Consider the following 21,609-nt stretch of genomic DNA (forward strand, 5'->3'; position numbering starts at 1 on the left):
GGCAAGCTCAACCGCAGGAGCCAGATCCAGGGTGGCCGATCGCGTGTGCGCCGTGCTCTCTACATGGCTGCGCTCGGCGCCATCCGAGCTTGTGAGCGCTTCAGGGCTTTCTATACCGCCATCGCAGCCCGCTCAGGCTCGAAGAAGCTGGCCATCATCGCCGTCGCAAGGAAGCTCCTTGTCGTCCTCAATGCCATCATTCGAGACAAAAAAGCTTTCGCATGAACACAGTTGCCATGCCGTGACGGCCGGTACAAGCGCAGCGGCTCAGAATGAAGGTCGCGCTCACCGGAGCCAGTTCTGCGCCGTAGGATCGCACAGACGGCACGGAATGAATCCTCGGGTCTGCGCCGCGTCGCTGCGCTCCTTGCTCCGCCCGTGGATGACGACACACAGATGGCTCGGCCAATCGCCAAGGCGTGCGTAGCCGCGAAGAACCATGGTCGAATTGACTGTTCGCCAAAACGAAAAAAGGCGGCCGAAGCCGCCTTTTCAGAACTCGTCTCTCGAAACCTTATTCGGCCGGGGTCGCTTCAGCAGCCTTGGCGGCCTCAGCCTCTGCGGCGGCCTTCTTCTCGGCGGCTTCCTTGGCGGCCGTCTCGGCGGCCAGCGCCTGGGCAGCCGCGACCTTCTCGGCCTCGATACGCGCCTTCTCGGCGTTCAGCGCATCGCGCTCCTCATCGTTCAGCTTGCGGGCGCGCACGCCGGTGTTTTCCGAAATACGGGCCGACTTGCCGCGACGATCGCGCAGGTAATAGAGCTTGGCACGACGCACCTTGCCGCGACGCACGATCTCGACGCCTTCGACCATCGGCGAGTAGACCGGGAACACGCGCTCGACGCCTTCGCCGTAGGAGATCTTGCGGACGGTGAAGTTTTCCTGGAAGCCGGAACCGGCGCGGGCGATGACAACGCCTTCATAGGCCTGGACGCGGGTGCGGGTGCCTTCGGTCACGCGGACCTGGACGCGCACGGTGTCGCCGGGCTGGAATTCGGGAAGCTTGCGCTTGGCTTCGATCTTGGCGGCCTGTTCGGCCTCGAGCTGACGGATGAGATCCATCTGGTAATCCACTTCTTGTTCTTCCGACAGTCAGAGCGCCCTACGCTCGCCTTGCAGTTCCATTGACCGCTCGGCTATGTCCTTTGCCTCTAAGACGTTCGTCCGCAAGACATCGGCAGGGGCGACTACACCGTCATTGTTGACGGGTCCGCAAGATTGTTCTTGCCGGTACGGGCGGGCACATACAGCTATTTCGGCCCTTTGTCACGCCCGGCCCAAGCATTTTTTGCCGGCATGGCATCATGGTAATTGCGCCGTGCCGGGTTGCGTCAGGCTTTCGTGGTGCCTAAGCCGGAACAAGTACAGTTTTCGGTGGCCGCTTTCCATGTCTGTTTTCGACGCCATCCTGCTTTTCCTCGCGGGCTTTGTGTCGGGCGCCGCCAACGCGGTTGCCGGCGGCGGCACCTTCATCACCTTCGGCGCCATGACCTTGGTCGGGGTGCCGCCAATCGTCGCCAACGCCACCTCCTCGGTCACGCAATTCCCGGGCTATATCACCTCGACGCTCGCCTATTGGACCGACATCAGGCATTTCTGGCGCGGGGGCCTGCTGCTTTGCGTCATATCGGCGATCGGCGCACTGGCCGGCGCGCTGATCCTGTTGGCGCTGTCCAACCCATCCTTCCGCGTCATGGTGCCGTGGCTGCTGTTGGCCGCAACCGCGCTGTTTGCCGCCGGGCCGTGGCTTAAGCCGGCGCCAAAACCCGGCCATCAGGCGGCGGTCGGATCGCTAGCCGGATCGCTGGCGCAATTCGTCACCGCCATTTATGGCGGCTTCTTCGGCGCCGGCATGGGCGTGATGATGCTGGCGACGCTCGGCTTGACGCAGAGCGGCGATTACCACCGGCTGAACGCGCTGAAGAACATGCTGGCCGTGGTCATCGCGGCTGTCGCCATCACCGTCTTCGTCTCGGGCGGCGTCGTCGCTTGGCCGCAGGCGATCATCATGATCCCCGGCGGCGCGCTCGGCGGCTATGCCGGCGTCTGGATCGCCAAGCGCGTGCCACAGAACGCCGTGCGCGGCTTTGTGATCGCCGTCGGCCTGTTTCTGGCGTTCTACTATTTCGGCAAGGGGTGAGCACCAAGCAGATCCGGCCGCCGCGCTCTCGTCAGCGCCTCTGATTCCGCGCGCCGCCAAGCCGCGATCTTCTTGTGATTGCCGGAGATCAGCACCTCGGGAATCTCCCGCCCCTCGAACTCCTGCGGCCGCGTGTAGTGCGGATGTTCGAGCAGGCCGTTTTCAAAGCTCTCTTCCTCGCCCGACACCGCATTGCCCATCACGCCGGGCAACAGCCGCACCACGGCATCTAGCAGCACAAGGGCTGCCGGCTCGCCGCCTGAGAGGATGAAATCGCCGACCGAGACTTCCTCCAGCCCCCGTGCCTCGATCAGCCGCTGGTCGACGCCCTCGAAGCGGCCGCACAGGATGACGGCACCCGGCCCGGCGGCAAGCTCGCGCACACGCGATTGCGTCAACGGTTTGCCGCGCGGGCTCATCAGCAGGCGCGGACGCGGATCGTCCGGCGGCGAGCTGTGGTCGATCGCCCTGGCCAAGACATCGGCGCGCATCACCATGCCGGCGCCGCCGCCGGCCGGCGTGTCGTCGACGGTGCGGTGCTTGTCGGTGGCGAAATCGCGGATCTGGATCGCTTGCAGCGACCACGTGCCAGCCTCCAGCGCCCGGCCGGCCAACGACAGGCCGAGCGCGCCCGGAAACATCTCGGGATAGAGCGTCAGTACGGAAGCGGAAAAGCTCACCGGTTGCCCCCGGCGTCGCGCGGTCCGCGCGGCCTGCCTTTCGGGTCAAAATCTTCGTCGCGCGGCGCCTCGCCATCCTCGTCCTCGACCAGTCCGGCCGCCACCGGATCGACGCGGACAAAGCCCTCCGATATCGACACTTGCGGCACGGCGGCCTGCGTGAACGGGATCAGCACGCCCTTGCGGCCGGCCAGCGTCACGTCGAGAATGTCTCCGCCGCCGAAATTGTGCACCGCGACGACCTTGCCGAGCGCGGTGCCGGTGTCGTCCCGAACCTCCAGCCCAACGAGGTCGGCATGGTAGAATTCATCCTCATCGCCGTCGTCGGGCAGCATCGAGCGGTCGACGAACAGCTCGGTGCCGGCGAGCGCCTCGGCGGCGTTGCGGTCGCCGATGCCCTTGAAACGCACCACAACGACCGTGTTGGCGGGCCTTATATCAATGATCTGGAAGGCGCGGCCGTCCCTGGCATAGAGCGGCCCATAATCGGCCAGCGCCATCGGCTCGCCGGTGAAGGTCTTCACCCTGAGTTCGCCCTTGATGCCATGGGCGGCGCCGATCACGGCCATCTGGACAGGGTTTTGCGGCTTGCTCATGGCGCTTTAACTTTCGTCATCCACGGGCGGAGCAGGCGCGAAGCGGCTGCGCAGACCCGAGGATCCATTCCGTTACGGTGACCAAAAAGCACGGCAGTTCAGAAAGGTCACCTGTCTCGTTCCTGCCAAATATCTATTTGCGGACACGTCGCGCTGTCCGCCGCAAACCTCTGGACCGGAGCAACGCCCGCCGGTCCTGGCGTTCAGCCAATCACCAAGGTTTGCATCCTGCCACCAATCGACAATCTCCTAACCCCAGGCGGTTGTCATTTCAATGACGCGCTCTTCACGCCTTCCTAACCCGGATACCCGAATATGCCGCCATGCAGGAATTCCTCATCCCGGCAAAGCCCGATCTCCAGGCGGCCCGCGAGAGCTGGCTGAAGATGCTCGCGCGTGAACGTCGCCTATCACCCAAGACAGTGGAAGCCTACGAGCGCGACTCGCGTCAGTTCCTGCATTTCCTCACCGGCCATTGCGGCGGCTCGCCCGGCATTTCCGATATCGCCAATCTGCGCCCGGCGGACCTGCGCGGCTTCCTCGCGGCGCGCCGCAACGAAGGCGCCGGCGCCCGCACGCTTGGTCGAGGTCTGGCCGGCATCCGCTCGCTGCTGCGTTTCCTCGAACGGCGCGGCCTCGCCAATGCGGCGGGCGCCGCAGCACTTCGCGCGCCGCGCCAGCCCAAATCGCTGCCAAAACCTCTTACCGCGAGCGACGCCAGACAGGTCGTGTCGGTGGAAGGCCAACTGGCGGAAGAGCCCTGGATCGCCGCCCGCGATGCCGCCGTGCTGACGCTGCTGTACGGCTCCGGCCTGCGCATTTCCGAGGCCCTGGGTCTTGCCGCCGCCGATCTGGCATCGGAGACCGACACCGTGCTGCGCGTCACCGGCAAGGGCGGCAAGACGCGGCTGGTGCCGGTACTGCCGGTTGCGCTGAGAGCAATCGCCGAATACCGCCGGCTCTGCCCCTATCATCTCGATCCGAAAGGCCTGTTGTTTCGCGGCGCGCGCGGCGGCCCGCTCAATCCGGCCATCGTCCAGCGCGATATGGCCAAGCTGCGCTCGGCGCTCAACCTGCCCGACACCGCGACGCCGCACGCGCTGCGCCATTCCTTCGCCACGCATCTGCTCGGGCGCGGCGGCGATCTGCGCACCATCCAGGAACTGCTCGGCCATGCCAGCCTGTCGACGACGCAGATCTACACCGGAGTCGACACAGCAAGGCTGCTGGAGATTTACGAGGCCGCGCATCCGAGAGCGTGAGCTTGCCGCAGTCGCGATTGGCTGAAGCCTCCCAATTTCGTCATACTAGGGCGGAGCAGCCGCGAAGCGGCGTCGCGGAGACCCTGGTATCAATGCCGTGACAGTTGTCGAGGGATGCCACGGAGCGAATTTCTGCGCCGCGTCGCTACGCTCCTTGCTCCGCCCGTGGACGACGACCGGCGTTTACGCCAATCACCGGCCCATCAGCGTCAGCACATAGCCGGTCAGGACAATTTCTCGGCGCCAATTAACCGTTTTGCCGTTTTTTGCGCCTACGGATGATGTCATGAAACGCGTCATAGCCATCGCCGATCGTGCGGCGTCCCTGTCGCTGAAGCTGCTCGTTGCGCTCAACGTGCTGTTTTTCCTGTCCTTCCTCGCCGTGCTGCTGTTCGCTGCGGGCAGGGCGCATGCGGAAATCCCGACCTGCGGCGGCGCCGACATGCTGTCGGCCTTGCAGAAGAGCAATCCGGCCACCTACAGCAAGATCGAGGCGGAAGCCGCCGCCACGCTGAATGGCAAGGGCCTGCTGTGGAAGCTGGAAAAGCCGGGCGAACAGGCTTCCTACCTGTTCGGCACCATGCACATGACCGACCCGCGCGTCACCACGCTGCCGCCGGAAGCGCAAAAGGCGTTTGACGCCGCCGGCACCCTCATCATCGAAACCACCGACGTGCTCGACAAGCAGAAGATGATGACGGCGATGCTGAAAGAGCCGGACCTGATGATGTTCACCGACTCCACGACGCTGTCCTCATTGCTGACCCCGGACGAGGCGGCGGCGATGAATGCGGCACTCGACGCGCGCGGCATTCCGCCGGCGACCGTCGCCAAGATGAAGCCGTGGATGCTGTCGGCGATGATGGCGCTGCCGGCGTGTGAACTCGCCCGGCAGTCCGGCGGTGCGCCGGTGCTCGACGTCAAGCTGGCCGAAAGCGCCAAGGCGGCCGGCAAGCCGGTGGAAGGACTGGAAACGGCCGAGAGCCAGCTGCGCGCCATGGCCTCGCTGCCGCTCGCCTTTCACATGAAGGGCCTGGTCGACACGCTGAAGCTCGGCGACAAGGTCAACGACATCAACGAGACCATGATCGTGCTCTACCAGCGTGGTGACACCGGCATGTTCTGGCCGCTGTTCCGGGCCGCCATGCCCGAGGAGCAGAACGACGCGGCCGGCTATGCCGCCTTCGAGGAGACCATGATCACCAGCCGCAACAAGGTGATGGTCGATCATGCCGGGCCGATCCTGGCCAAGGGCAATGCCTTCATGGCGGTCGGCGCGCTGCACCTTCCCGGTCCGCAGGGACTGGTCGAGGATTTCCGCAAGGCCGGCTATACTGTCACGGCGGCGGGGCTTTAGCCCTTATTTGATCAAAACCTGAGCCAGCATCGCCGGAACGATGATCCGGTGAAACGGCATGATGACGGCAAGATATGTCCGCCCAAGCAGATTGTGTGTCTTGACGATCGTCGACACAGCCACCTGCTGACGGCCCGCGCCGAGGTCGTTCACCTCCACCAGGATGCGGAAATCGAGATGTCGGTCGTCCAGACCAAGGACGGCCCTGCCTTGTGCCTGGCTGATGAGCGGAAAGATGCCGATCCTGGTTTCCGGCGGCGCGTCGGGCTCCGCCCCCGCTTTCAGCCCAAATGGCCTCACGGCAAGATTGCGGAGCTGCGTAAGCCGGCCGACCTATCGCGGTGACCGCCCCAGGATGCGTTTGGCCGCGCCAATGGCGGTCAGGGCAAGCCCATCGGTTGTCAGCACATATCGATCGGCGAACTGAGCCCCGGCAAGAGCGCCTTCGGGATCGGGAAAAGTCTGTGCAGTGGGCGTCATGCCGGCAACTCCATCGCAACCAACGATAGCATCGGTTGGCTTGGCTCGCTGCGTGGCGAAACGCCGCCAGTCAGGCTGCTCGAAATCAAGCTGGCGGGAGGCGTCATTTTCCAGGGCTTGGGCGACTGGTCGAGGATTTTCGCAAAGCCGGCTATACTGTTACCGCCGTCAATTGAGTCGGATGGCAGCGGGAGGCTCAAACGCCGCGTTTTCGGCGCTTTCCTTCGCTAGCGTGAAACCCATTCGACGCTTGCGCGTTGATGGCTGTTGATTGATCATTTTCATCCACGGAGGACACTTTTATGGCGAATCCATCGAACGACACTCCCAGGCCGAGCGGCGGGGGCGGCAGCCCTTGGCTGATTGCGCTGGTCGTCGTTATCCTGGCGATTGTCGCGTATTACGTTTTCGGAAGAAAGGGCGAGCATCCGGCACCGGCCGAACCGCCAGCGGCCAGCACTCCGGCCCCGGCGCCCGCACCGGCTGAACCGATGAAGCCGGCCACGCCTGCTCCGGCACCTGCGCCCGCTCCGGCCCCTGCGCCAGCACCCGCGCCAGCTCCTGCACCCGCCCCGGCGCCTGCACCGGCACCTGCACCGGCTCCGGCCAACTGACCGGCTTGACATCGAATACGGAACGGCCCGCTGAAAAGCGGGCCGTTTTTTTGTAAGTCAGTGCCCTGAAAGGCCTTTCCAGAAACTCGCTCCGGTGAGTCAGCTGGTGTGGTTTTCGAGAACCGGAGCGCAGCGGACACTAGGTCCGTGAGCACCGGAAGCGCAGAAAACCGCGCCAGATGGCCACCGGAGTAGAGTTTATGAAAGGCCTTTAAATGTGGATCGGCTTGAAGAAGGTGGCCAGCGCCGCTTCCTTCACCGCTTCCGACATCGTCGGATGCGCGTGGCAGGTGCGGGCGAGGTCTTCCGACGAGCCGCCGAACTCCATCAGCACCGCCGCCTCGTGGATCATCTCGCCAGCGCCGAAGCCGACAATGTGCACGCCGAGCACGCGGTCGCTGACCTTGTCGGCGAGGATCTTCACGAAACCGTCCGTGTGCAGCATGGCGCGCGCCCGGCCATTGGCGCTGAACGGGAATTTGCCGACCTTGTAGTCGATGCCGGCCTTCTTCAGTTCTTCCTCGGTCTTGCCGACCGAGGCGATTTCAGGGCTGGTGTAGACGACGCTCGGAATGACCTCATAGTTCACATGGCCGGCTTGGCCGGCGATGGTTTCGGCCACCGCGACGCCCTCGTCCTCTGCCTTGTGCGCCAGCATCGGGCCAGCGATGACATCGCCGATGGCATAGATGCCCGCAACATTCGTCCGCAGATGCCCGTCGGTCTTGACCCGGCCACGCTCGTCGACCTCGACACCGGCTTCCTTTAGGCCAAGGCTGTCGGAATAGGCGCGGCGCCCGGTCGAGATCAGAACCACGTCGGCGTCGATGGTCTCGGCCGCACCACCCTTCACCGGCTCGAAGGTGACGCTGGCGCCCTTCTTGGCCTTGGCGACACCGGTGACCTTGGCGCCGAGCTTGAACTCGAAACCCTGCTTGGCGAGCAGCCGCTGGAACTGCTTGGAGACCTCGCCGTCCATGCCGCCCAAAATGGTGTCGAGGAACTCGACCACGGTGACCTTAGCGCCGAGCCGCGCCCACACCGAGCCGAGCTCGAGCCCGATGACACCGCCGCCGACCACCACCAGATGGCCCGGAACCTTCTCCAAGGCCAACGCGCCGGTCGACGACACAATCACCTTCTCGTCGAAATCGACCTTGACGCCGGGTATGCCGGCGACGTCGGAACCGGTGGCGATGACGATGTTCTTCGTCTCGATCTCCTCGACCTTGCCGTCCTCGGCGGTGACCGACACCTTGCCGGCCGCAAGCACCTTGCCCGTGCCGCGGAAACTATCGATCTTGTTCTTCTTGAACAGGAAGGCGACGCCGTTGACGTTGGACGCCACCGTCGCATCCTTGTGCGCCATCATCTTCTTCAGGTTCAGCTTGGGCGCGGCGATCTCGACGCCCAGCGTGTCGAAGGAATGGCCAGCCTCGGCGAACATTTCGGAGGCATGAAGCAGCGCCTTGGACGGAATGCAGCCGATGTTAAGGCAGGTGCCGCCGAAGGTGGCGTTCTTCTCGACCACCGCCACCTTCAGCCCTAGCTGCGCCGCCTTGATGGCGCAGACATAGCCGCCGGGTCCCGATCCGATGATAACGACGTCATAAGCCATGTTTTTTTCCTTTGCTTGGCGCTCAGCGGCCGCCGCTGACATTCAGGATCGCGCCCGTCGTATAGGACGCGGCATCGGATAGAAGATAGAGAACAGCGCTGGCGACTTCATCCGCGGTGCCAGCTCTTTTCATCGGCAGCGTATCCTGGATCAGCGCCACCCGGTCCGGCTGTCCGCCGGAAGCATGGATGTCGGTGTCGATGATGCCCGGCCGCACGGCATTGACGCGCACGCCTTCGGCGGCCACCTCGCGCGCGAGCCCGACGGTGAACGTGTCGATGGCGCCCTTGGACGCGGCATAGTCGACATAATTGTCGGGCGCGCCCAGCACCGCTGCGGCCGACGAGATATTGACGATCGCTCCGCCTTTGCCGCCATGGCGGGTCGACATACGCTTGACCGCCTCGCGGGCGCAGAGAATGGAACCGACGACATTGATGCGCATCATGCGTTCCAGCCGTGCCGCGCTCATCTCGTCGACGCGCGCCTTGGCGTCGACGATGCCGGCATTGTTGACGAAGGCGTCGAGCCGGCCATAGGTGCGATCCACCGCCTCGAAGATGGCCAGGATATCGGCCTCGCTGCCGACATCGCCCTTGACCGCGAAAGCGTTGCCGCCGCCGGCCTTGATCTCGCCGACCAGCGCGTTGGCGGCTGTCTGGTTCGAAGCATAGTTGACGACGACGCGATAGCCGGCCTTGGCGCCGAGCCTGCAGACGGCGGCGCCGATGCCGCGACTGCCGCCGGTGACCAGCAGCACCTTTTGCACATCGCTCATTCCTGGCATCCCTTCAGCGTGAAAACATCCGACGGCACTTTCGAAAATCCACTGCCGCCGTAGGCCGTGGACTGATGCAGCATCGGACCGAGATCCGGCAGGATCAGCGTCTTCGGCGCCTCGACGCCTTCCGCCGGCAACAGCCCGATGCTGCCCTTGTCGTCCGACGTATAGATGACGCCGTGCCAGGGGGTACAGGCGGCGAGTTCATCGCCCGTGGTGTCGCCTTCCGGGCATTTGTACATCAGGGAGCCGTTCGGCCGCGCTTCACCCGAGCTCCACATGACAATGCCGTTCAGCACCACATTGTTGTCGAGGATCATCCGGAAGCTGTTGGTGACGGTGGCCGAGGTGCCGGTTGGGGTAAAATCGATCTCGCTGCCGCTCTGCGCGTCGCCATAGACGGCGAGTTCGATCGGACAGGCGGCATGGGCGGCGGAATTCGCCGCCGTGAGAGCCAGCGACCCGGCCACAAATCCAATCATGGGCGAGGCGGCATTGGTCATCAGTTCGTCTGGTTGCTTTCTCGGCCGTCAGCATTTTCGAGCACTTCGAAGTCGGTCATCAGGAGAAGTGGTTCGCCGGCCGCGTTCAATCCCCAGAAGGACCGATATGAGCCGTCGCCATAGCCGGTGTCGAACATGGCGACATTGAGGGGGTTGCCTTCAATCGGACTATCGATACAAAACCTGTCGATAGTGCAAGCGACATCGGCGAGATAGTCGTCGAGTTCCTGCTGGTCAGACATCAGCGTCAGGACCGATTTGTCCATGAATGACGCAACCGCGTCATCGACAATAAATTCAAGAAATTCCGACTTATAAACCGGTGCACGATCGGGAACGAAGGTCGCCAATTCCCAACGCATCGGCAAGCCAGGGCTGAATCGCAAGACCGCCGCGGCAACGCAGCCCTGTGCTTGAAGAAGCGTGACCGGGTAGCGCCCCGGCTTCACCTTGCGGCTGAAAGCGGGCCGGCTTAGTCCGGTAATGAGCGGATCGCAGGCGACGATTTCGCCGGTCGGCAGTTCAAGCTCACCGATCGTGATCGCGCTGATCTTCCGTTTAGCCATCTCAGCATCGCTGAGGGCGAAGACACCGAGATTACTGCTTCGTAGCGCTGGGCTCGATTCAAGCGATTTCGCCGGCGAAGCCGCAACGGCCGAGGCCGTTGGCCGAAAAGTCCGAAGAGCGCGACCCAGCGCAAACCCGAACCGTTCCAGCCAGCCGCTCATTGCGGATCAGCCCCGCTCACAGATCGAGCACCAGTCGCTCCGGATCCTCTAGGCTTTCCTTGACGCGCACCAGGAAGGTGACCGCTTCCTTGCCGTCGACGATGCGGTGATCGTAGCTCAGCGCCAGGTACATCATCGGCCGGATGACGATCTGCCCACCGACCACGACAGGACGGTCCTGGATCTTGTGCATGCCTAGAATGCCCGACTGCGGCGCATTAAGGATCGGCGTCGACATCAGCGAGCCATAGACGCCGCCGTTGGAAATGGTGAACGTGCCGCCCTGCATGTCGGCGACCGACAGCTTGCCGTCGCGCGCGGCGATGCCCAGCCGGCCGATGTCCTTCTCGATCTCGGCGATGGACATCTGGTCGGCGTCACGCACGACCGGCACGACGAGGCCCTTCTCCGTGCCGACGGCGACGCCGATATGGGCGTAGTTCTTGAAGATGATATCGGTGCCGTCGATCTCGGCGTTGACCGAGGGAATCTCCTTCAAGGCATGGGTGACAGCCTTGGTGAAGAAGCCCATGAAGCCGAGCTTCACGCCATGCTTCTTCTCGAACACGTCTTTGTACTTGGTCCGCAGCGCCATCACCGCCGACATGTCGACCTCGTTGAAGGTGGTCAGCATGGCTGCGGTCGACTGCGCTTCCTTGAGCCGCCGCGCGATGGTCTGGCGCAGCTTGGTCATGCGCACGCGCTCTTCGCGCGAGGCATCGTCGCCTTGGGATGGCGCACGCATTGCAATCGGTGCCGGCGCCGCCTTCGGCGTTTCGGCCGGCTGCGACGGCGCGCCCTTGGAAATGGCGTCGAGCACGTCGCCCTTCAGCACCTGGCCGCGCTTGCCCGAGCCGGAAAGCTGGTCGACCGAAAGATTGTTCTCGGCGATCAGTTTCGCGGCGGCCGGCGCCGGCGGCATGGTGCGCGACTCGACCGCGCCGTCGCCGGCGATCTTGGCGGTCTCGGCCGCGGCCTGCCTGGTGGTCTGCGCCGCGTCGGGGCTGGAGGCCTGCGCCACCGCTTGCGGCTTGGTCACCGGGGCAGCGCCATCGGCCGAGATCGAGCCCAGCAGCGCGCCGACACCGACCGTCTCGCCTTCCTTGGCGACGATTTCGCCGAGCGTGCCGGCAGCGGCGGCGGGCACCTCGATCGTCACCTTGTCGGTTTCGAGCTCCACCAGCGGCTCGTCGGCGGCAATGGCATCGCCGACCTTCTTGAACCATTTGCCGATGGTCGCCTCGGTGACGGATTCGCCGAGAGTGGGAACGCGGATTTCGGTAGCCATTGTGCCTGTCCGTTATTTTCGGTTCTGTTCTTGTTCGCCCAGTTTTCTATTCGCCAAGCGCGTCTTCGAGCAAGGCGGCGAGCTGGGCAAGGTGCTTGGACATCAATCCGGTCGCAGGCGACGCGGCCGCCGGCCGGCCGGTGTAGCGCACCCGCTGATGCTTGGCGTCGATATGCGCCAGAACCCATTCCAGATACGGGTCGATGAACGACCAGGCGCCCATGTTCTTGGGCTCCTCCTGGCACCACACCATCTCGGCGTTGCGGAAACGCGACAGTTCGGTGATCAGCGCCTTGGCCGGGAACGGATAGAGTTGTTCGACGCGCAGCAGATAGATGTCGTTGATGCCGCGCTTCTCGCGCTCTTCGTAGAGGTCGTAATAGACCTTGCCCGAGCACAGCACGACGCGGCGGATCTTTGAGTCCTTGGTGAGCTTGATCGCCTGGTTGGGCAACAGCTGGGCGTCGTCCCACAGCAGCCGGTGGAACGAGCTTTCGCCCGAGATTTCCGGCAGCGTCGACACCGCCCGCTTGTGGCGCAGCAGCGACTTCGGCGTCATCAGGATCAGCGGCTTGCGGAAGTCGCGTTTCAGCTGCCGGCGCAGGATGTGGAAATAGTTGGCCGGCGTCGTGCAGTTGGCGACTTGCATGTTGTCTTCGGCGCAAAGCTGCAGGAAACGCTCCAGCCGGGCCGACGAATGTTCCGGACCCTGGCCTTCATAGCCATGCGGCAGCAGGCAGACGAGGCCCGACATTCTGAGCCACTTGCGCTCGCCCGACGAGATGAACTGGTCGAACACCACCTGGGCGCCATTGGCGAAGTCGCCGAACTGCGCTTCCCACAAGGTCAGCGCCTTCGGCTCGGCCAGGCTGTAGCCATACTCGAAGCCCAGCACCGCCTCTTCCGACAGCATCGAGTTGATGACCTCGTAGCCGGCTTGCGCCGCCGACAGATTGTTGAGCGGGATGTAGCGGGTCTCGTCGCGTTGGTCATAAAGCACCGAATGGCGCTGCGAGAAGGTGCCGCGCTCGGAATCCTGCCCGGAAAGCCGGATCGGGTTGCCGTCGAGCAGGATGGCGCCGAAGGCGAGCGCTTCGGCCGTCGACCAGTCGATGCCTTCGCCGGACTCGATCGCCTCGCGGCGGTTCTCGAGGAAGCGGATGATCGTCTTGTGCGCTTCGAAACCCTTCGGCACCTCGGTCAGCTTCTTGCCGATTTCCTTCAGCGTCTTGACCGGCACGGCGGTCTTGCCGCGCCTTTGTTCGTCCTGGTTGTCGGCCGTGCGCAGGCCCGACCAGGCGCCGTCCAGCCAGTCGGCCTTGTTGGGCTTGTAGTGCTGGCCGACTTCCCATTCCGATTCCAGATGCGCGCGCCAATCGGCCTTGAGCTTGTCGAGCTCGGCCTGGCTGATATGGCCCTCGGCGATCAGGCGCTCGCCATAGATCTGCACCGTCGTCTTGTGGGTGCGGATGTTGCGGTACATGAGCGGCTGGGTGAAGGACGGTTCGTCCCCCTCATTGTGGCCGAAGCGGCGGTAGCAGAACATGTCGACCACGACAGGCTTGTGGAACCTCATGCGGAATTCGATCGCCACCTTGGTGGCGTGGACCACGGCTTCCGGATCGTCGCCATTGACGTGGAAGATCGGCGCTTCGATCATCTTGGCGACATCGGAAGGGTAGGGCGACGAGCGCGAGAAGCGCGGATTGGTGGTGAAGCCGATCTGGTTGTTGATGATGAAGTGCAGCGTGCCGGCGACGCGGTGGCCGCGCAGGCCCGACAGGCCGAGAATTTCGGCGATCACGCCCTGGCCGGCGAAAGCGGCGTCGCCGTGCAGCAGGAGCGGCAGCACCTTGGCCCGCTCTTCCAGCGGCACGATCTCCTCGCGGCCGCGGCCGAACAGATAATCCTGCTTGGCGCGCGCCTTGCCCATCACCACCGGGTCGACGATTTCCAGGTGCGAAGGATTGGCGGTCAGCGACAGATGCACCTTGTTGCCGTCGAACTCGCGGTCCGACGAGGCGCCGAGATGGTACTTGACGTCGCCCGAGCCCTCGACCTCGTCAGGGGCCGCCGAGCCGCCCTTGAATTCGTGGAAGATGGCCCGGTGCGGCTTGGCCATCACCTGGGACAGCACGTTCAGCCGGCCGCGATGCGCCATGCCGAGCACGATTTCCTTCATGCCGAGCTGGCCGCCGCGCTTGACGATCTGCTCCAGCGCAGGGATCAGAGCCTCGCCGCCGTCGAGGCCGAAGCGCTTGGTGCCCTTGTACTTGACGTCGATGAACTGCTCGAAACCTTCCGCCTCGATCAGCTTCTGCAGGATCGCCTTCTTGCCGGTGGTGGTGAAGGAGATTTCCTTGTCGGCGCCCTCGATGCGCGCCTGGATCCAGGCCTTTTCCTCGGGATCGGAGATGTGCATGAATTCGACGCCGAGCGTCGAGCAATAGGTGCGGGTCAGTATCTCCAGCATCTGCCGGATGCTGCCGAATTCGAGCCCGAGCACATTGTCGAGGAAGATCGGCCGGTCGTAGTCGGCCTCGGTGAAGCCGTAATTCTCCGGCGACAATTCGTTGTAATCCTCGAGCGGCTTGGCGATGCCGAGCGGATCGAGATTGGCGTGCAGGTGGCCGCGCATGCGGTAGGCGCGGATCATCATGATGGCGCGCACCGAATCGCGCGTCGCCTGGTGCACGTCGGCATCGGAAAGCACGACGCCGTTGGTGACCGCCTTGTCCTTGACCTTCTTCTCCAGATGCTTCTCGACGATGCCCCAATTGCCGTCGAGCGCCGACACCAGCTCGCCATTGGCCTGCAGCGGCCAGGAGGGCTTGGCCCAGGAGGCGCCCTTGGCATTCTTGCGCACATCGCCGGCATCGTCCTTCAGGCCAGCGAAGAACTCCTGCCATTCGGGATTGACCGAGGCGGGATCATCCTCATAGGCGGCATAGAGCGCGTCGATGTAATCGGCGTTGCCGCCATAGAGGAATGAGGTGAGCGAAAATTGGTCGTTGGCCTGATCTTGTCTTGCCATGTCGTTTCAGCGGAGCAGCGCTCCGTCTCCTTACGTTTGCGGCAGAGCCGCGATAGTGGACGGTTCACCCGCCCTTCTTGTCCCCTCAAAAGCCAACGAACCGTCGCTGGCCCTCATTCCATAACCGGCGCCAGATTCAGCCCTTGATGGCTTCAACCAGCGTCGTGCCAAGCCGGGCCGGCGACGGCGAAACCTTGATACCGGCCGATTCCATTGCCGCGATCTTGTCCTCGGCGCCGCCCTTGCCGCCGGAGATGACCGCGCCGGCATGGCCCATGGTACGGCCGGCCGGCGCCGTGCGCCCGGCGATGAAACCGGCCATCGGCTTCTTGCGGCCACGCTTGGCTTCGTCCTTGAGGAACTGCGCGGCGTCTTCCTCGGCCGAACCGCCGATCTCGCCGATCATGATGATCGACTTGGTCTCGTCGTCGGCGAGGAACATCTCGAGCAAGTCGATGAACTCGGTGCCCTTGACGGGATCGCCGCCAATGCCGACGGCGGTGGTCTGGCCAAGGCCGACATTGGTGGTCTGGAACACTGCCTCATAGGTAAGCGTTCCCGAGCGCGAAACAACGCCGACCGAGCCCTTGCGGAAGATGTTTCCGGGCATGATGCCGATCTTGCATTCGTTGGGGGTGAGCACGCCCGGGCAGTTCGGGCCGATCAGCCGCGAGGTCGAGCGGTCGAGCCGCGCCTTGACCTTGATCATGTCCATCACCGGTATGCCTTCGGTGATGCAGATGATCAGCGGGATCTCGGCCTCGATCGCTTCCAGGATCGCTTCGGCTGCACCCGCCGGCGGCACATAGACCACCGACGCGTTGGCGCCGGTCTTTTCCTTGCCCTCGGCGACGGTCGCGAAGATCGGCAGGCTCTCGCCCTTCGACCCGGTCCAGGTCTCGCCGCCCTTCTTGGGATGGATGCCGCCCACCATCTTGGTGCCGTGATAGGCCAGCGCCTGCTCGGTATGGAACGTGCCGGTCTTGCCGGTCAGGCCCTGCACCAGCACCTTGGTGTTCTTGTCGACGAGAATGGACATCGGAGCCCTTTTTAAAAACCGTTGAGTGTGGAAGGCAAAACGCGCCGGTAGAGCCCGCTCACCATGTCTTGCCAGCTATCTTTACCGGCAGGTTTGAAATGCAATCGCATGCGGTAGGTATCTGCATCGTCGAAAACATAGGTCACGCGTGCGGCGCCGCGCGGCGACGAGCGTTCCAGAACCAGTTCGTCGCCGTTCCACGTGCCTGTCGCCGGCGAGGCCGGCACAAAGCCCATCGAATCGAACTGATGCATGGTGACGAGGCTGTTCTGCTGGTCGAAGCCGAACACTGAGTGCGATCCGAACGAGATCGTGCCGTCGCGGCGCTGGCGATAGCGCTGCACCACGAACTGGCCGCCGAACTCAGCCTCTGCCAGCACTTCAGACGTCGCTGGGCCGCCATCGGCCCATTGCGTGTCCGAGACCTCTTCCTCGCCGCGCCACGCGCCGACCAGCGCCTGCAGGCGCTGGTGACCGTCCGAGAGCGAAGAGAAGGACGCCGCGTTCATCGGTCAGAGCCGCTTCAGGTCGGTGACGGTGAGGTCGCTCTTGGCGTTGCCGGTGTTGAGCGTCGTCGCCGGCTCGAACATCAGCACCACGGGCTCTGGCGTCAGCGAACGCGGCCGGTGCTCGACACCGCGCGGCACGACGATGAAGTCGCCCTCGCCGAGCTCGACCGGACCGTCGCGGAAATCGATGGCGATCCTGCCGCGCAGCACGAGGAAAGCTTCGTCCTCATTGTCATGCGCGTGCCAATCGAAAGCCTCGCCGAACTTGGCGACCTTGGCCTGGCTGTCATTGACGTCGCCGGCGATGTGCGGATCGAAGACCTTGGCGATCTTTTGATCCGCTGCCTCTACGAGGTTTATCTTGCGCGGAGGCATCCGCTCAGCCCTTCACCGCTGCCACGATCTTCTTGGCCGCATCGTCGAGATCGTCGGCCGACACGACGTTGAGGCCGCTGTCGTTGATGATCTTCTTGCCGAGCTCCGCATTGGTGCCTTCCAGGCGAACGACCAGCGGCACCTTCAGCCCGACTTCCTTGACCGCGGCGATGACGCCCTCGGCGATGATGTCGCACTTCATGATGCCGCCAAATATGTTGATCAGTATGCCTTTCACCGCGGGGTCCTTGGTGATGATCTTGAACGCCGCAGTGACCTTCTCCTTGGACGCGCCGCCGCCGACATCGAGGAAGTTGGCGGGCTCGGCGCCATAGAGCTTGATGATGTCCATCGTCGCCATGGCAAGGCCGGCTCCATTGACCATGCAGCCGATATTGCCGTCGAGCGCGACATAGGCGAGGTCGTATTTCGACGCCTCGATTTCCTTCTCGTCCTCTTCGGTCGTGTCGCGCAGTTCGAGCACGTCGGGGTGGCGGAACAGCGCGTTGTTGTCGAACGACACTTTCGCGTCGAGCACGCGCAGGCGGCCATTCTTCATGACGATCAGCGGGTTGACCTCAAGCAGGCTCATGTCCTTCTCAACAAAGGCCTTGTAGAGGATAGGGAACAGCGCGCTGCCGTCCTTGGCAGCAATGCCGTCGAGCTTCAACGCGCCGTTCAGTGCCTTGACGTCATCCGCCGTGACACCCTTTTCCGGATCGATGGCGACGGTGATGATCTTTTCCGGCGTATCATGCGCCACCGCTTCGATGTCCATGCCGCCTTCGGTCGAGACGACGAAGGCGATGCGGCCGACTGAACGGTCGACCAGGATCGACAGATAAAGCTCGCGCTCGATGTCGGCGCCGTCCTCGATGTAGAGGCGGTTGACCTGCTTGCCGGCCGGACCGGTCTGCTTGGTCACCAGCGTGTGGCCAAGCATCTCGTTGGCGTTGGCAACGACTTCGGCGACCGACTTCGCCAGCCGCACGCCGCCCTTGGCGTCGGGCGACAATTCCTTGAACTTGCCCTTGCCGCGGCCGCCGGCATGGATCTGGCTCTTCACCACATAGAGCGGACCGGGCAGTGCTTTTGCCGCGGCTTCCGCCTCGCTTGCCTTGAACACCGGCACGCCTTCGGCCACCGGCGCGCCAAAGCTCTTCAGCAGCGCCTTGCCCTGATATTCATGGATGTTCATTGGGGACTGTCTCCAGGTCAGCGACTGGGTTTACTTCGAAGCGAGCTGCGGCGCGATCTTGACGCAGGCCTCGGTCAGGCCCTGCACGGTCGCCACCGAGCTGTCGAACATCTTCTGTTCGCTCTTGTTGAGGTCGATCTCGATGATGCGCTCGACGCCGCCGGCGCCGATCACAACGGGAACTCCGACATAGGTTCCCTTGACGCCATACTGGCCGGAGAGGTGCGCCGCGCAGGGCAGCACGCGCTTCTTGTCCTTGAGGTAGGATTCGGCCATCTGGATCGCCGAGGCCGCCGGCGCGTAATAGGCCGAGCCGGTCTTCAGCAGGCCGACGATCTCGGCGCCGCCGTCACGGGTGCGCTGGACGATCTGGTCGAGCTTCTCCTTCGAGGTCCAGCCCATCTTGACGAGGTCGGGCAGCGGAATGCCCGATACCGTCGAATAGCGGATCATCGGCACCATGGAATCGCCGTGGCCGCCGAGCACGAAGGCGGTGACGTCCTCGACCGAAACCTTGAACTCCTCGGCCAGGAAGTAGCGGAAGCGCGCGCTGTCGAGCACGCCGGCCATGCCGACGACATGGGTCTTGGGCAGGCCCGAAAACTTCTGCAGCGCCCACACCATGGCGTCGAGCGGGTTGGTGATGCAGATGACGAAGGCCTTCGGTGCATACTTCTTCAGGCCGGCGCCGACCTGTTCCATGACCTTCAAATTGATGCCGAGCAGGTCGTCGCGGCTCATGCCCGGCTTGCGCGGTACGCCGGCGGTGACGATGCAGACATCGGCGCCCTCGATGCCGGCATAGTCGTTGACGCCGGTCAGCCGGGAATCGAAACCATCGACCGGCGACGACTGCGCGATATCGAGCCCCTTGCCTTGCGGAATGCCCTCGGCAATATCGAACAGCACCACGTCGCCGAGATCCTTGAGGCCGATCATGTGGGCGAGCGTGCCGCCGATCATGCCCGAGCCGATAAGCGCTATCTTGTTGCGTGCCATGTGAGGATGTTTTCCCTTTGTCTGTGACTGCGCCCAAATCTTTGACGATCTGATGACGGTGCCGAGGAAGAGGCCGGTATGCTGCGGAAACCCGCGAGATTTCGCCGCACCCAATAGCTCCGGTGCGGAATAAATTCAAACGATTATTTCGACCCCAGCATTTTCAATCGGTTAGATGGTTTGGGATTTACGTAAACGTCAAAGTCTGTGAGCCGACTTTCTAGATATTATACAACTAGGGTGACAATTGGAGGGCTTGAAGGGCCGATGACGCCGTTGTGATGGGCTTCGCCAAGGACGTGTTCCACTTGAGGACGTCCGCGGGACAGCGCGAAGGATCGCTACCTTCGTCTTTAGGCCTGAGCCTGCTGCGCTTCAGCCGCCGCCTTCGCGTTCCGCCGCTCCGCCCATTCCTCGAGCCAGTCGCGGCTTTGCATCTCGATCAGCCGGGAGGACGTACGTTCGAACTCGAACACCTCGACGCCGCGTTTGGCAACATAGAGCTTATGCGGCGGGGCCTCGGCGCTCACCACCAGCCGCGTGTGGTGGTCGTAGAGCGTGTCTATCAACAGGATGAAGCGCTTGGCCTCGTTGCGCTTGCCTTCGCCCAGCACCGGCACGTGATCGATGAAGATGGTTGAAAAGCGCGCGGCGATCGCCAGGTAGTCGCGCGCGCCGAGCGGCTTTTCGCACAGTTCGGCAAAGGTGAACCGCGCCGCGCCATCCGCCGCGCGCGGCACAACCACCTGCCGCCCCTTGATGGTCAGCGACGTTGCCATCGCCGGCTCACCACGCGTCATCGTGCGCCATGCCTCGTCCAGCGCACGGTCGGCGGCCGCGTCGGCCGGCGTGACGTAGACCGGCGTGCGGGCGAGCTTTTCCAGCCGGTAATCCTTGTCGCTGTCGAGCGACAGCACCTGCGCGTGGCGTTCCAATATGCCGATGAACGGCAGGAACAGCTGGCGGTTCAGCCCATCGCGGTAGAGATTTTCCGGCGCCACGTTCGAGGTGGCGATCAGCACGACGCCATTGGCGAACAGCGCCGCAAACAGCCTGGACAGGATCATCGCATCCGCGATGTCGGTGACCGAGAATTCATCGAAGCATAGAACCCAGGCCTGCTCGGCCAGCGCCTTGGCCACCGGCGGGATGGGGTCGTCTTCCTTGACGTCGCCATTCTTGCGCGCCTGCCGATGTTTCTGGATGCGGTCCTGCACATCGGCCATGAAGTCGTTGAAATGGACGCGGCGCTTGCGCCGGACCGGCAGCAGCTCGAAGAACATGTCCATCAGCATGGTCTTGCCGCGGCCGACACCGCCATGGATGTAGAGGCCCCTGACGACGTCGCGCGTCTCGCGCTTGCGGGCAAATAGCCAGCCCAGCGCACTGGATTTGTGCGCCAGTCGTTTTGCCGAGATTTCCGCTGTCAGCCGGTCGAGTGCCGCGGCGACGCGCTCCTGCGCCTCGTCGCGCTCGATCGCGCCGGTGTCCACCAGATGGTCGTAGCGCTGCCTGACGGTCGCATGGGTCTGGAGGCCGTCACGCAAATGCATCGGTCACGTCGTTTGTTCAGAGCAGGAATGCTCCAGAGGGACTGGGTGTGCCAAGATTCAGGTTGGGCTGCGCGCAGGCCGGCATCACCTGAATATCTGCATACCTAGCCTACCTTGTAAGCGAGATCGGCTGACCGTTGGAAGTCTGGCCGTCGAATTTCGAGCCGCCCGAGGAATAGAGCCGGGCCAGCGAGCCGCCATTCTCATCATAAAGCGTCAGCTGCTTGCCGGCGACGTTCCACGACTTGATGCCGTCGATCGGCGCCGGGCAGTGCAGCGGTCCGGCGCGGAAGCCGGCGCCGAACTTGGTCTGCGGCGTCGCGATCTTGCAGCTCTGGCCGGAAACGCTGGCATTCCAGACGCCGGCGACGCTTGCCGCGCTGAGATCCGAGGCGCCGGCGGGCGCCGAGCCGTCCGGCGGCAGGGACGCGACCTGCGTGTTTGCCGGCGCGGTCGGGAATTGCGACGGGTCGGTGGCGCCGGGCGAAGCTGGCGGCGGCAACTGGTTGGAACTCACCTGGCCGGCAGGAGCCGCCGGCAGCGGTGCCGGCTGCTGGTCGTCCATCGACGAGAAGCGTGAGGTCGTGCAGCCGCTCGCAACGAGCGCAGCCAGCGATACGGCCACCAGGCCGCTTTTCGAAAAATTCATTCCAACCTCCGTCGGATCCGGCTGGGGGGGAAGCCGTCCGCGCAATATCACTTCCACCAAGATGGAGAAGGTGGCGAAATTTCAACCCGATATGGTTAAAATTGAGTTTGCGGCAAGATTTGTTGCAAATTTATCGCAATCTCGGTGTGCCTGATCTCCCCGTCGCTCAAGTCCGTGGATGTCGACCGCTGCGGCGCCCGCTTCCGCA

Annotated in this window: 21 protein-coding genes and 1 pseudogene; 4 read left to right on the plus strand and 18 right to left on the minus strand. The window is 63.7% G+C overall.

What is annotated here, in order from left to right; all coding sequences use genetic code 11:
- The coding region (locus tag A3AU_RS01000000135920; RefSeq protein ID WP_032918005.1) for a transposase at positions 1 to 225 on the plus strand (225 nt) is incomplete at its 5' end.
- Between the two features lie 289 nt (positions 226 to 514).
- Here the strand turns inward: A3AU_RS01000000135920 and rplS are convergent.
- A complete protein-coding gene (gene rplS / locus A3AU_RS0123855; protein ID WP_027055127.1) occupies positions 515 to 1,060 on the minus strand; it encodes a 50S ribosomal protein L19 in 546 nt (181 codons plus the stop codon).
- 325 nt (positions 1,061 to 1,385) lie between these two features.
- Between rplS and A3AU_RS0123860 the strand changes: the two genes are divergently transcribed.
- Entirely contained in the window at positions 1,386 to 2,138 is a 753-nt protein-coding gene (locus tag A3AU_RS0123860) for a sulfite exporter TauE/SafE family protein (RefSeq protein ID WP_027055128.1), read from the plus strand.
- Here A3AU_RS0123860 and trmD read toward each other — a convergent pair.
- Entirely contained in the window at positions 2,120 to 2,818 is a 699-nt protein-coding gene (gene trmD, locus A3AU_RS0123865; RefSeq protein ID WP_027055129.1) for a tRNA (guanosine(37)-N1)-methyltransferase TrmD, read from the minus strand. The two genes, A3AU_RS0123860 and trmD, sit on opposite strands and share 19 nt — an antisense overlap.
- Positions 2,815 to 3,414: a ribosome maturation factor RimM gene (gene rimM / locus A3AU_RS0123870; protein WP_027055130.1), complete on the minus strand. Its 600-nt coding sequence runs from the start codon at positions 3,412 to 3,414 to the stop codon at positions 2,815 to 2,817. The genes trmD and rimM overlap by 4 nt, the downstream gene beginning before the upstream one ends.
- A 323-nt stretch (positions 3,415 to 3,737) precedes the next feature.
- On the opposite strand from rimM, the gene A3AU_RS0123875 reads away from it, so the two are divergent.
- Both A3AU_RS0123875 and A3AU_RS0123880 read left to right on the plus strand, forming a co-directional pair.
- Positions 3,738 to 4,676: a tyrosine recombinase XerC gene (locus tag A3AU_RS0123875; protein WP_027055131.1), complete on the plus strand. Its 939-nt coding sequence runs from the start codon at positions 3,738 to 3,740 to the stop codon at positions 4,674 to 4,676.
- 286 nt (positions 4,677 to 4,962) lie between these two features.
- Positions 4,963 to 6,033, plus strand: coding sequence for a TraB/GumN family protein (locus tag A3AU_RS0123880; RefSeq protein WP_027055132.1), 1,071 nt, complete (start codon positions 4,963 to 4,965; stop codon positions 6,031 to 6,033).
- A gap of 3 nt (positions 6,034 to 6,036) precedes the next feature.
- Here the strand turns inward: A3AU_RS0123880 and A3AU_RS1000000140875 are convergent.
- From A3AU_RS1000000140875 to A3AU_RS0123950, 15 genes and pseudogenes are all read right to left on the minus strand, one after another.
- Positions 6,037 to 6,345 (minus strand): annotated as a pseudogene (locus tag A3AU_RS1000000140875) (DUF2867 domain-containing protein); the annotation flags it as partial.
- A gap of 21 nt (positions 6,346 to 6,366) precedes the next feature.
- Complete coding sequence (locus tag A3AU_RS1000000140880) at positions 6,367 to 6,513, minus strand: hypothetical protein (protein ID WP_335337160.1); 147 nt, start codon at positions 6,511 to 6,513, stop codon at positions 6,367 to 6,369.
- A gap of 825 nt (positions 6,514 to 7,338) precedes the next feature.
- Positions 7,339 to 8,745: a dihydrolipoyl dehydrogenase gene (gene lpdA / locus A3AU_RS0123890; RefSeq protein WP_027055133.1), complete on the minus strand. Its 1,407-nt coding sequence runs from the start codon at positions 8,743 to 8,745 to the stop codon at positions 7,339 to 7,341.
- A gap of 22 nt (positions 8,746 to 8,767) precedes the next feature.
- A complete protein-coding gene (locus A3AU_RS0123895) occupies positions 8,768 to 9,523 on the minus strand; it encodes an SDR family oxidoreductase (RefSeq protein WP_027055134.1) in 756 nt (251 codons plus the stop codon).
- Complete coding sequence (locus tag A3AU_RS0123900; RefSeq protein WP_027055135.1) at positions 9,520 to 10,029, minus strand: hypothetical protein; 510 nt, start codon at positions 10,027 to 10,029, stop codon at positions 9,520 to 9,522. The genes A3AU_RS0123895 and A3AU_RS0123900 overlap by 4 nt, the downstream gene beginning before the upstream one ends.
- A complete protein-coding gene (locus A3AU_RS0123905; protein WP_027055136.1) occupies positions 10,029 to 10,757 on the minus strand; it encodes a DUF4241 domain-containing protein in 729 nt (242 codons plus the stop codon). The genes A3AU_RS0123900 and A3AU_RS0123905 overlap by 1 nt, the downstream gene beginning before the upstream one ends.
- Before the next feature lie 16 nt (positions 10,758 to 10,773).
- Positions 10,774 to 12,045, minus strand: a complete 1,272-nt coding sequence (gene odhB / locus A3AU_RS0123910) for a 2-oxoglutarate dehydrogenase complex dihydrolipoyllysine-residue succinyltransferase (RefSeq protein ID WP_027055137.1) — start codon at positions 12,043 to 12,045, stop codon at positions 10,774 to 10,776.
- Between the two features lie 46 nt (positions 12,046 to 12,091).
- Positions 12,092 to 15,079: a 2-oxoglutarate dehydrogenase E1 component gene (locus A3AU_RS0123915; RefSeq protein ID WP_027055138.1), complete on the minus strand. Its 2,988-nt coding sequence runs from the start codon at positions 15,077 to 15,079 to the stop codon at positions 12,092 to 12,094.
- A gap of 136 nt (positions 15,080 to 15,215) precedes the next feature.
- Positions 15,216 to 16,118 carry a succinate--CoA ligase subunit alpha gene (sucD, locus tag A3AU_RS0123920; RefSeq protein WP_027055139.1) on the minus strand — a complete coding sequence of 301 codons (903 nt, stop codon included), beginning with the start codon at positions 16,116 to 16,118 and terminating at the stop codon, positions 15,216 to 15,218.
- Positions 16,119 to 16,129: 11 nt separating this feature from the next.
- Positions 16,130 to 16,627 (minus strand): DUF1579 family protein, encoded by a 498-nt coding sequence (locus A3AU_RS0123925; protein ID WP_027055140.1) that lies wholly within the window; start codon positions 16,625 to 16,627, stop codon positions 16,130 to 16,132.
- Positions 16,628 to 16,630: 3 nt separating this feature from the next.
- Complete coding sequence (locus A3AU_RS0123930; protein WP_027055141.1) at positions 16,631 to 17,002, minus strand: cupin domain-containing protein; 372 nt, start codon at positions 17,000 to 17,002, stop codon at positions 16,631 to 16,633.
- Positions 17,003 to 17,006: 4 nt separating this feature from the next.
- Entirely contained in the window at positions 17,007 to 18,200 is a 1,194-nt protein-coding gene (gene sucC / locus A3AU_RS0123935) for an ADP-forming succinate--CoA ligase subunit beta (protein ID WP_027055142.1), read from the minus strand.
- A gap of 30 nt (positions 18,201 to 18,230) precedes the next feature.
- A complete protein-coding gene (mdh, locus tag A3AU_RS0123940) occupies positions 18,231 to 19,199 on the minus strand; it encodes a malate dehydrogenase (protein WP_027055143.1) in 969 nt (322 codons plus the stop codon).
- Positions 19,200 to 19,552: 353 nt separating this feature from the next.
- Complete coding sequence (gene zapE / locus A3AU_RS0123945) at positions 19,553 to 20,752, minus strand: cell division protein ZapE (RefSeq protein WP_027055144.1); 1,200 nt, start codon at positions 20,750 to 20,752, stop codon at positions 19,553 to 19,555.
- 109 nt (positions 20,753 to 20,861) lie between these two features.
- Positions 20,862 to 21,401 (minus strand): protease inhibitor Inh/omp19 family protein, encoded by a 540-nt coding sequence (locus tag A3AU_RS0123950; protein ID WP_027055145.1) that lies wholly within the window; start codon positions 21,399 to 21,401, stop codon positions 20,862 to 20,864.
- Positions 21,402 to 21,609: the final 208 nt, after the last annotated feature.

Source organism: Mesorhizobium erdmanii USDA 3471 (assembly GCF_000472705.1).
GTDB classification, from domain to species: domain Bacteria; phylum Pseudomonadota; class Alphaproteobacteria; order Rhizobiales; family Rhizobiaceae; genus Mesorhizobium; species Mesorhizobium erdmanii.

Bases quoted from the DNA above. Each gene is read 5' to 3' on its own strand.
- sucC (WP_027055142.1), bottom strand. From the start codon at position 18,200: ATGAACATCCATGAATATCAGGGCAAGGCGCTGCTGAAGAGCTTTGGC.
- A3AU_RS0123900 (WP_027055135.1), bottom strand. From the start codon at position 10,029: ATGACCAATGCCGCCTCGCCCATGATTGGATTTGTGGCCGGGTCGCTG.
- A3AU_RS0123925 (WP_027055140.1), bottom strand. From the start codon at position 16,627: ATGAACGCGGCGTCCTTCTCTTCGCTCTCGGACGGTCACCAGCGCCTG.
- A3AU_RS0123905 (WP_027055136.1), bottom strand. From the start codon at position 10,757: ATGAGCGGCTGGCTGGAACGGTTCGGGTTTGCGCTGGGTCGCGCTCTT.
- A3AU_RS0123915 (WP_027055138.1), bottom strand. From the start codon at position 15,079: ATGGCAAGACAAGATCAGGCCAACGACCAATTTTCGCTCACCTCATTC.
- A3AU_RS0123930 (WP_027055141.1), bottom strand. From the start codon at position 17,002: ATGCCTCCGCGCAAGATAAACCTCGTAGAGGCAGCGGATCAAAAGATC.
- A3AU_RS1000000140880 (WP_335337160.1), bottom strand. From the start codon at position 6,513: ATGACGCCCACTGCACAGACTTTTCCCGATCCCGAAGGCGCTCTTGCC.
- A3AU_RS0123895 (WP_027055134.1), bottom strand. From the start codon at position 9,523: ATGAGCGATGTGCAAAAGGTGCTGCTGGTCACCGGCGGCAGTCGCGGC.
- A3AU_RS0123860 (WP_027055128.1), top strand. From the start codon at position 1,386: ATGTCTGTTTTCGACGCCATCCTGCTTTTCCTCGCGGGCTTTGTGTCG.
- A3AU_RS0123880 (WP_027055132.1), top strand. From the start codon at position 4,963: ATGAAACGCGTCATAGCCATCGCCGATCGTGCGGCGTCCCTGTCGCTG.
- A3AU_RS0123875 (WP_027055131.1), top strand. From the start codon at position 3,738: ATGCAGGAATTCCTCATCCCGGCAAAGCCCGATCTCCAGGCGGCCCGC.
- mdh (WP_027055143.1), bottom strand. From the start codon at position 19,199: ATGGCACGCAACAAGATAGCGCTTATCGGCTCGGGCATGATCGGCGGC.
- A3AU_RS0123950 (WP_027055145.1), bottom strand. From the start codon at position 21,401: ATGAATTTTTCGAAAAGCGGCCTGGTGGCCGTATCGCTGGCTGCGCTC.
- rplS (WP_027055127.1), bottom strand. From the start codon at position 1,060: ATGGATCTCATCCGTCAGCTCGAGGCCGAACAGGCCGCCAAGATCGAA.
- sucD (WP_027055139.1), bottom strand. From the start codon at position 16,118: ATGTCCATTCTCGTCGACAAGAACACCAAGGTGCTGGTGCAGGGCCTG.
- zapE (WP_027055144.1), bottom strand. From the start codon at position 20,752: ATGCATTTGCGTGACGGCCTCCAGACCCATGCGACCGTCAGGCAGCGC.
- lpdA (WP_027055133.1), bottom strand. From the start codon at position 8,745: ATGGCTTATGACGTCGTTATCATCGGATCGGGACCCGGCGGCTATGTC.
- rimM (WP_027055130.1), bottom strand. From the start codon at position 3,414: ATGAGCAAGCCGCAAAACCCTGTCCAGATGGCCGTGATCGGCGCCGCC.
- odhB (WP_027055137.1), bottom strand. From the start codon at position 12,045: ATGGCTACCGAAATCCGCGTTCCCACTCTCGGCGAATCCGTCACCGAG.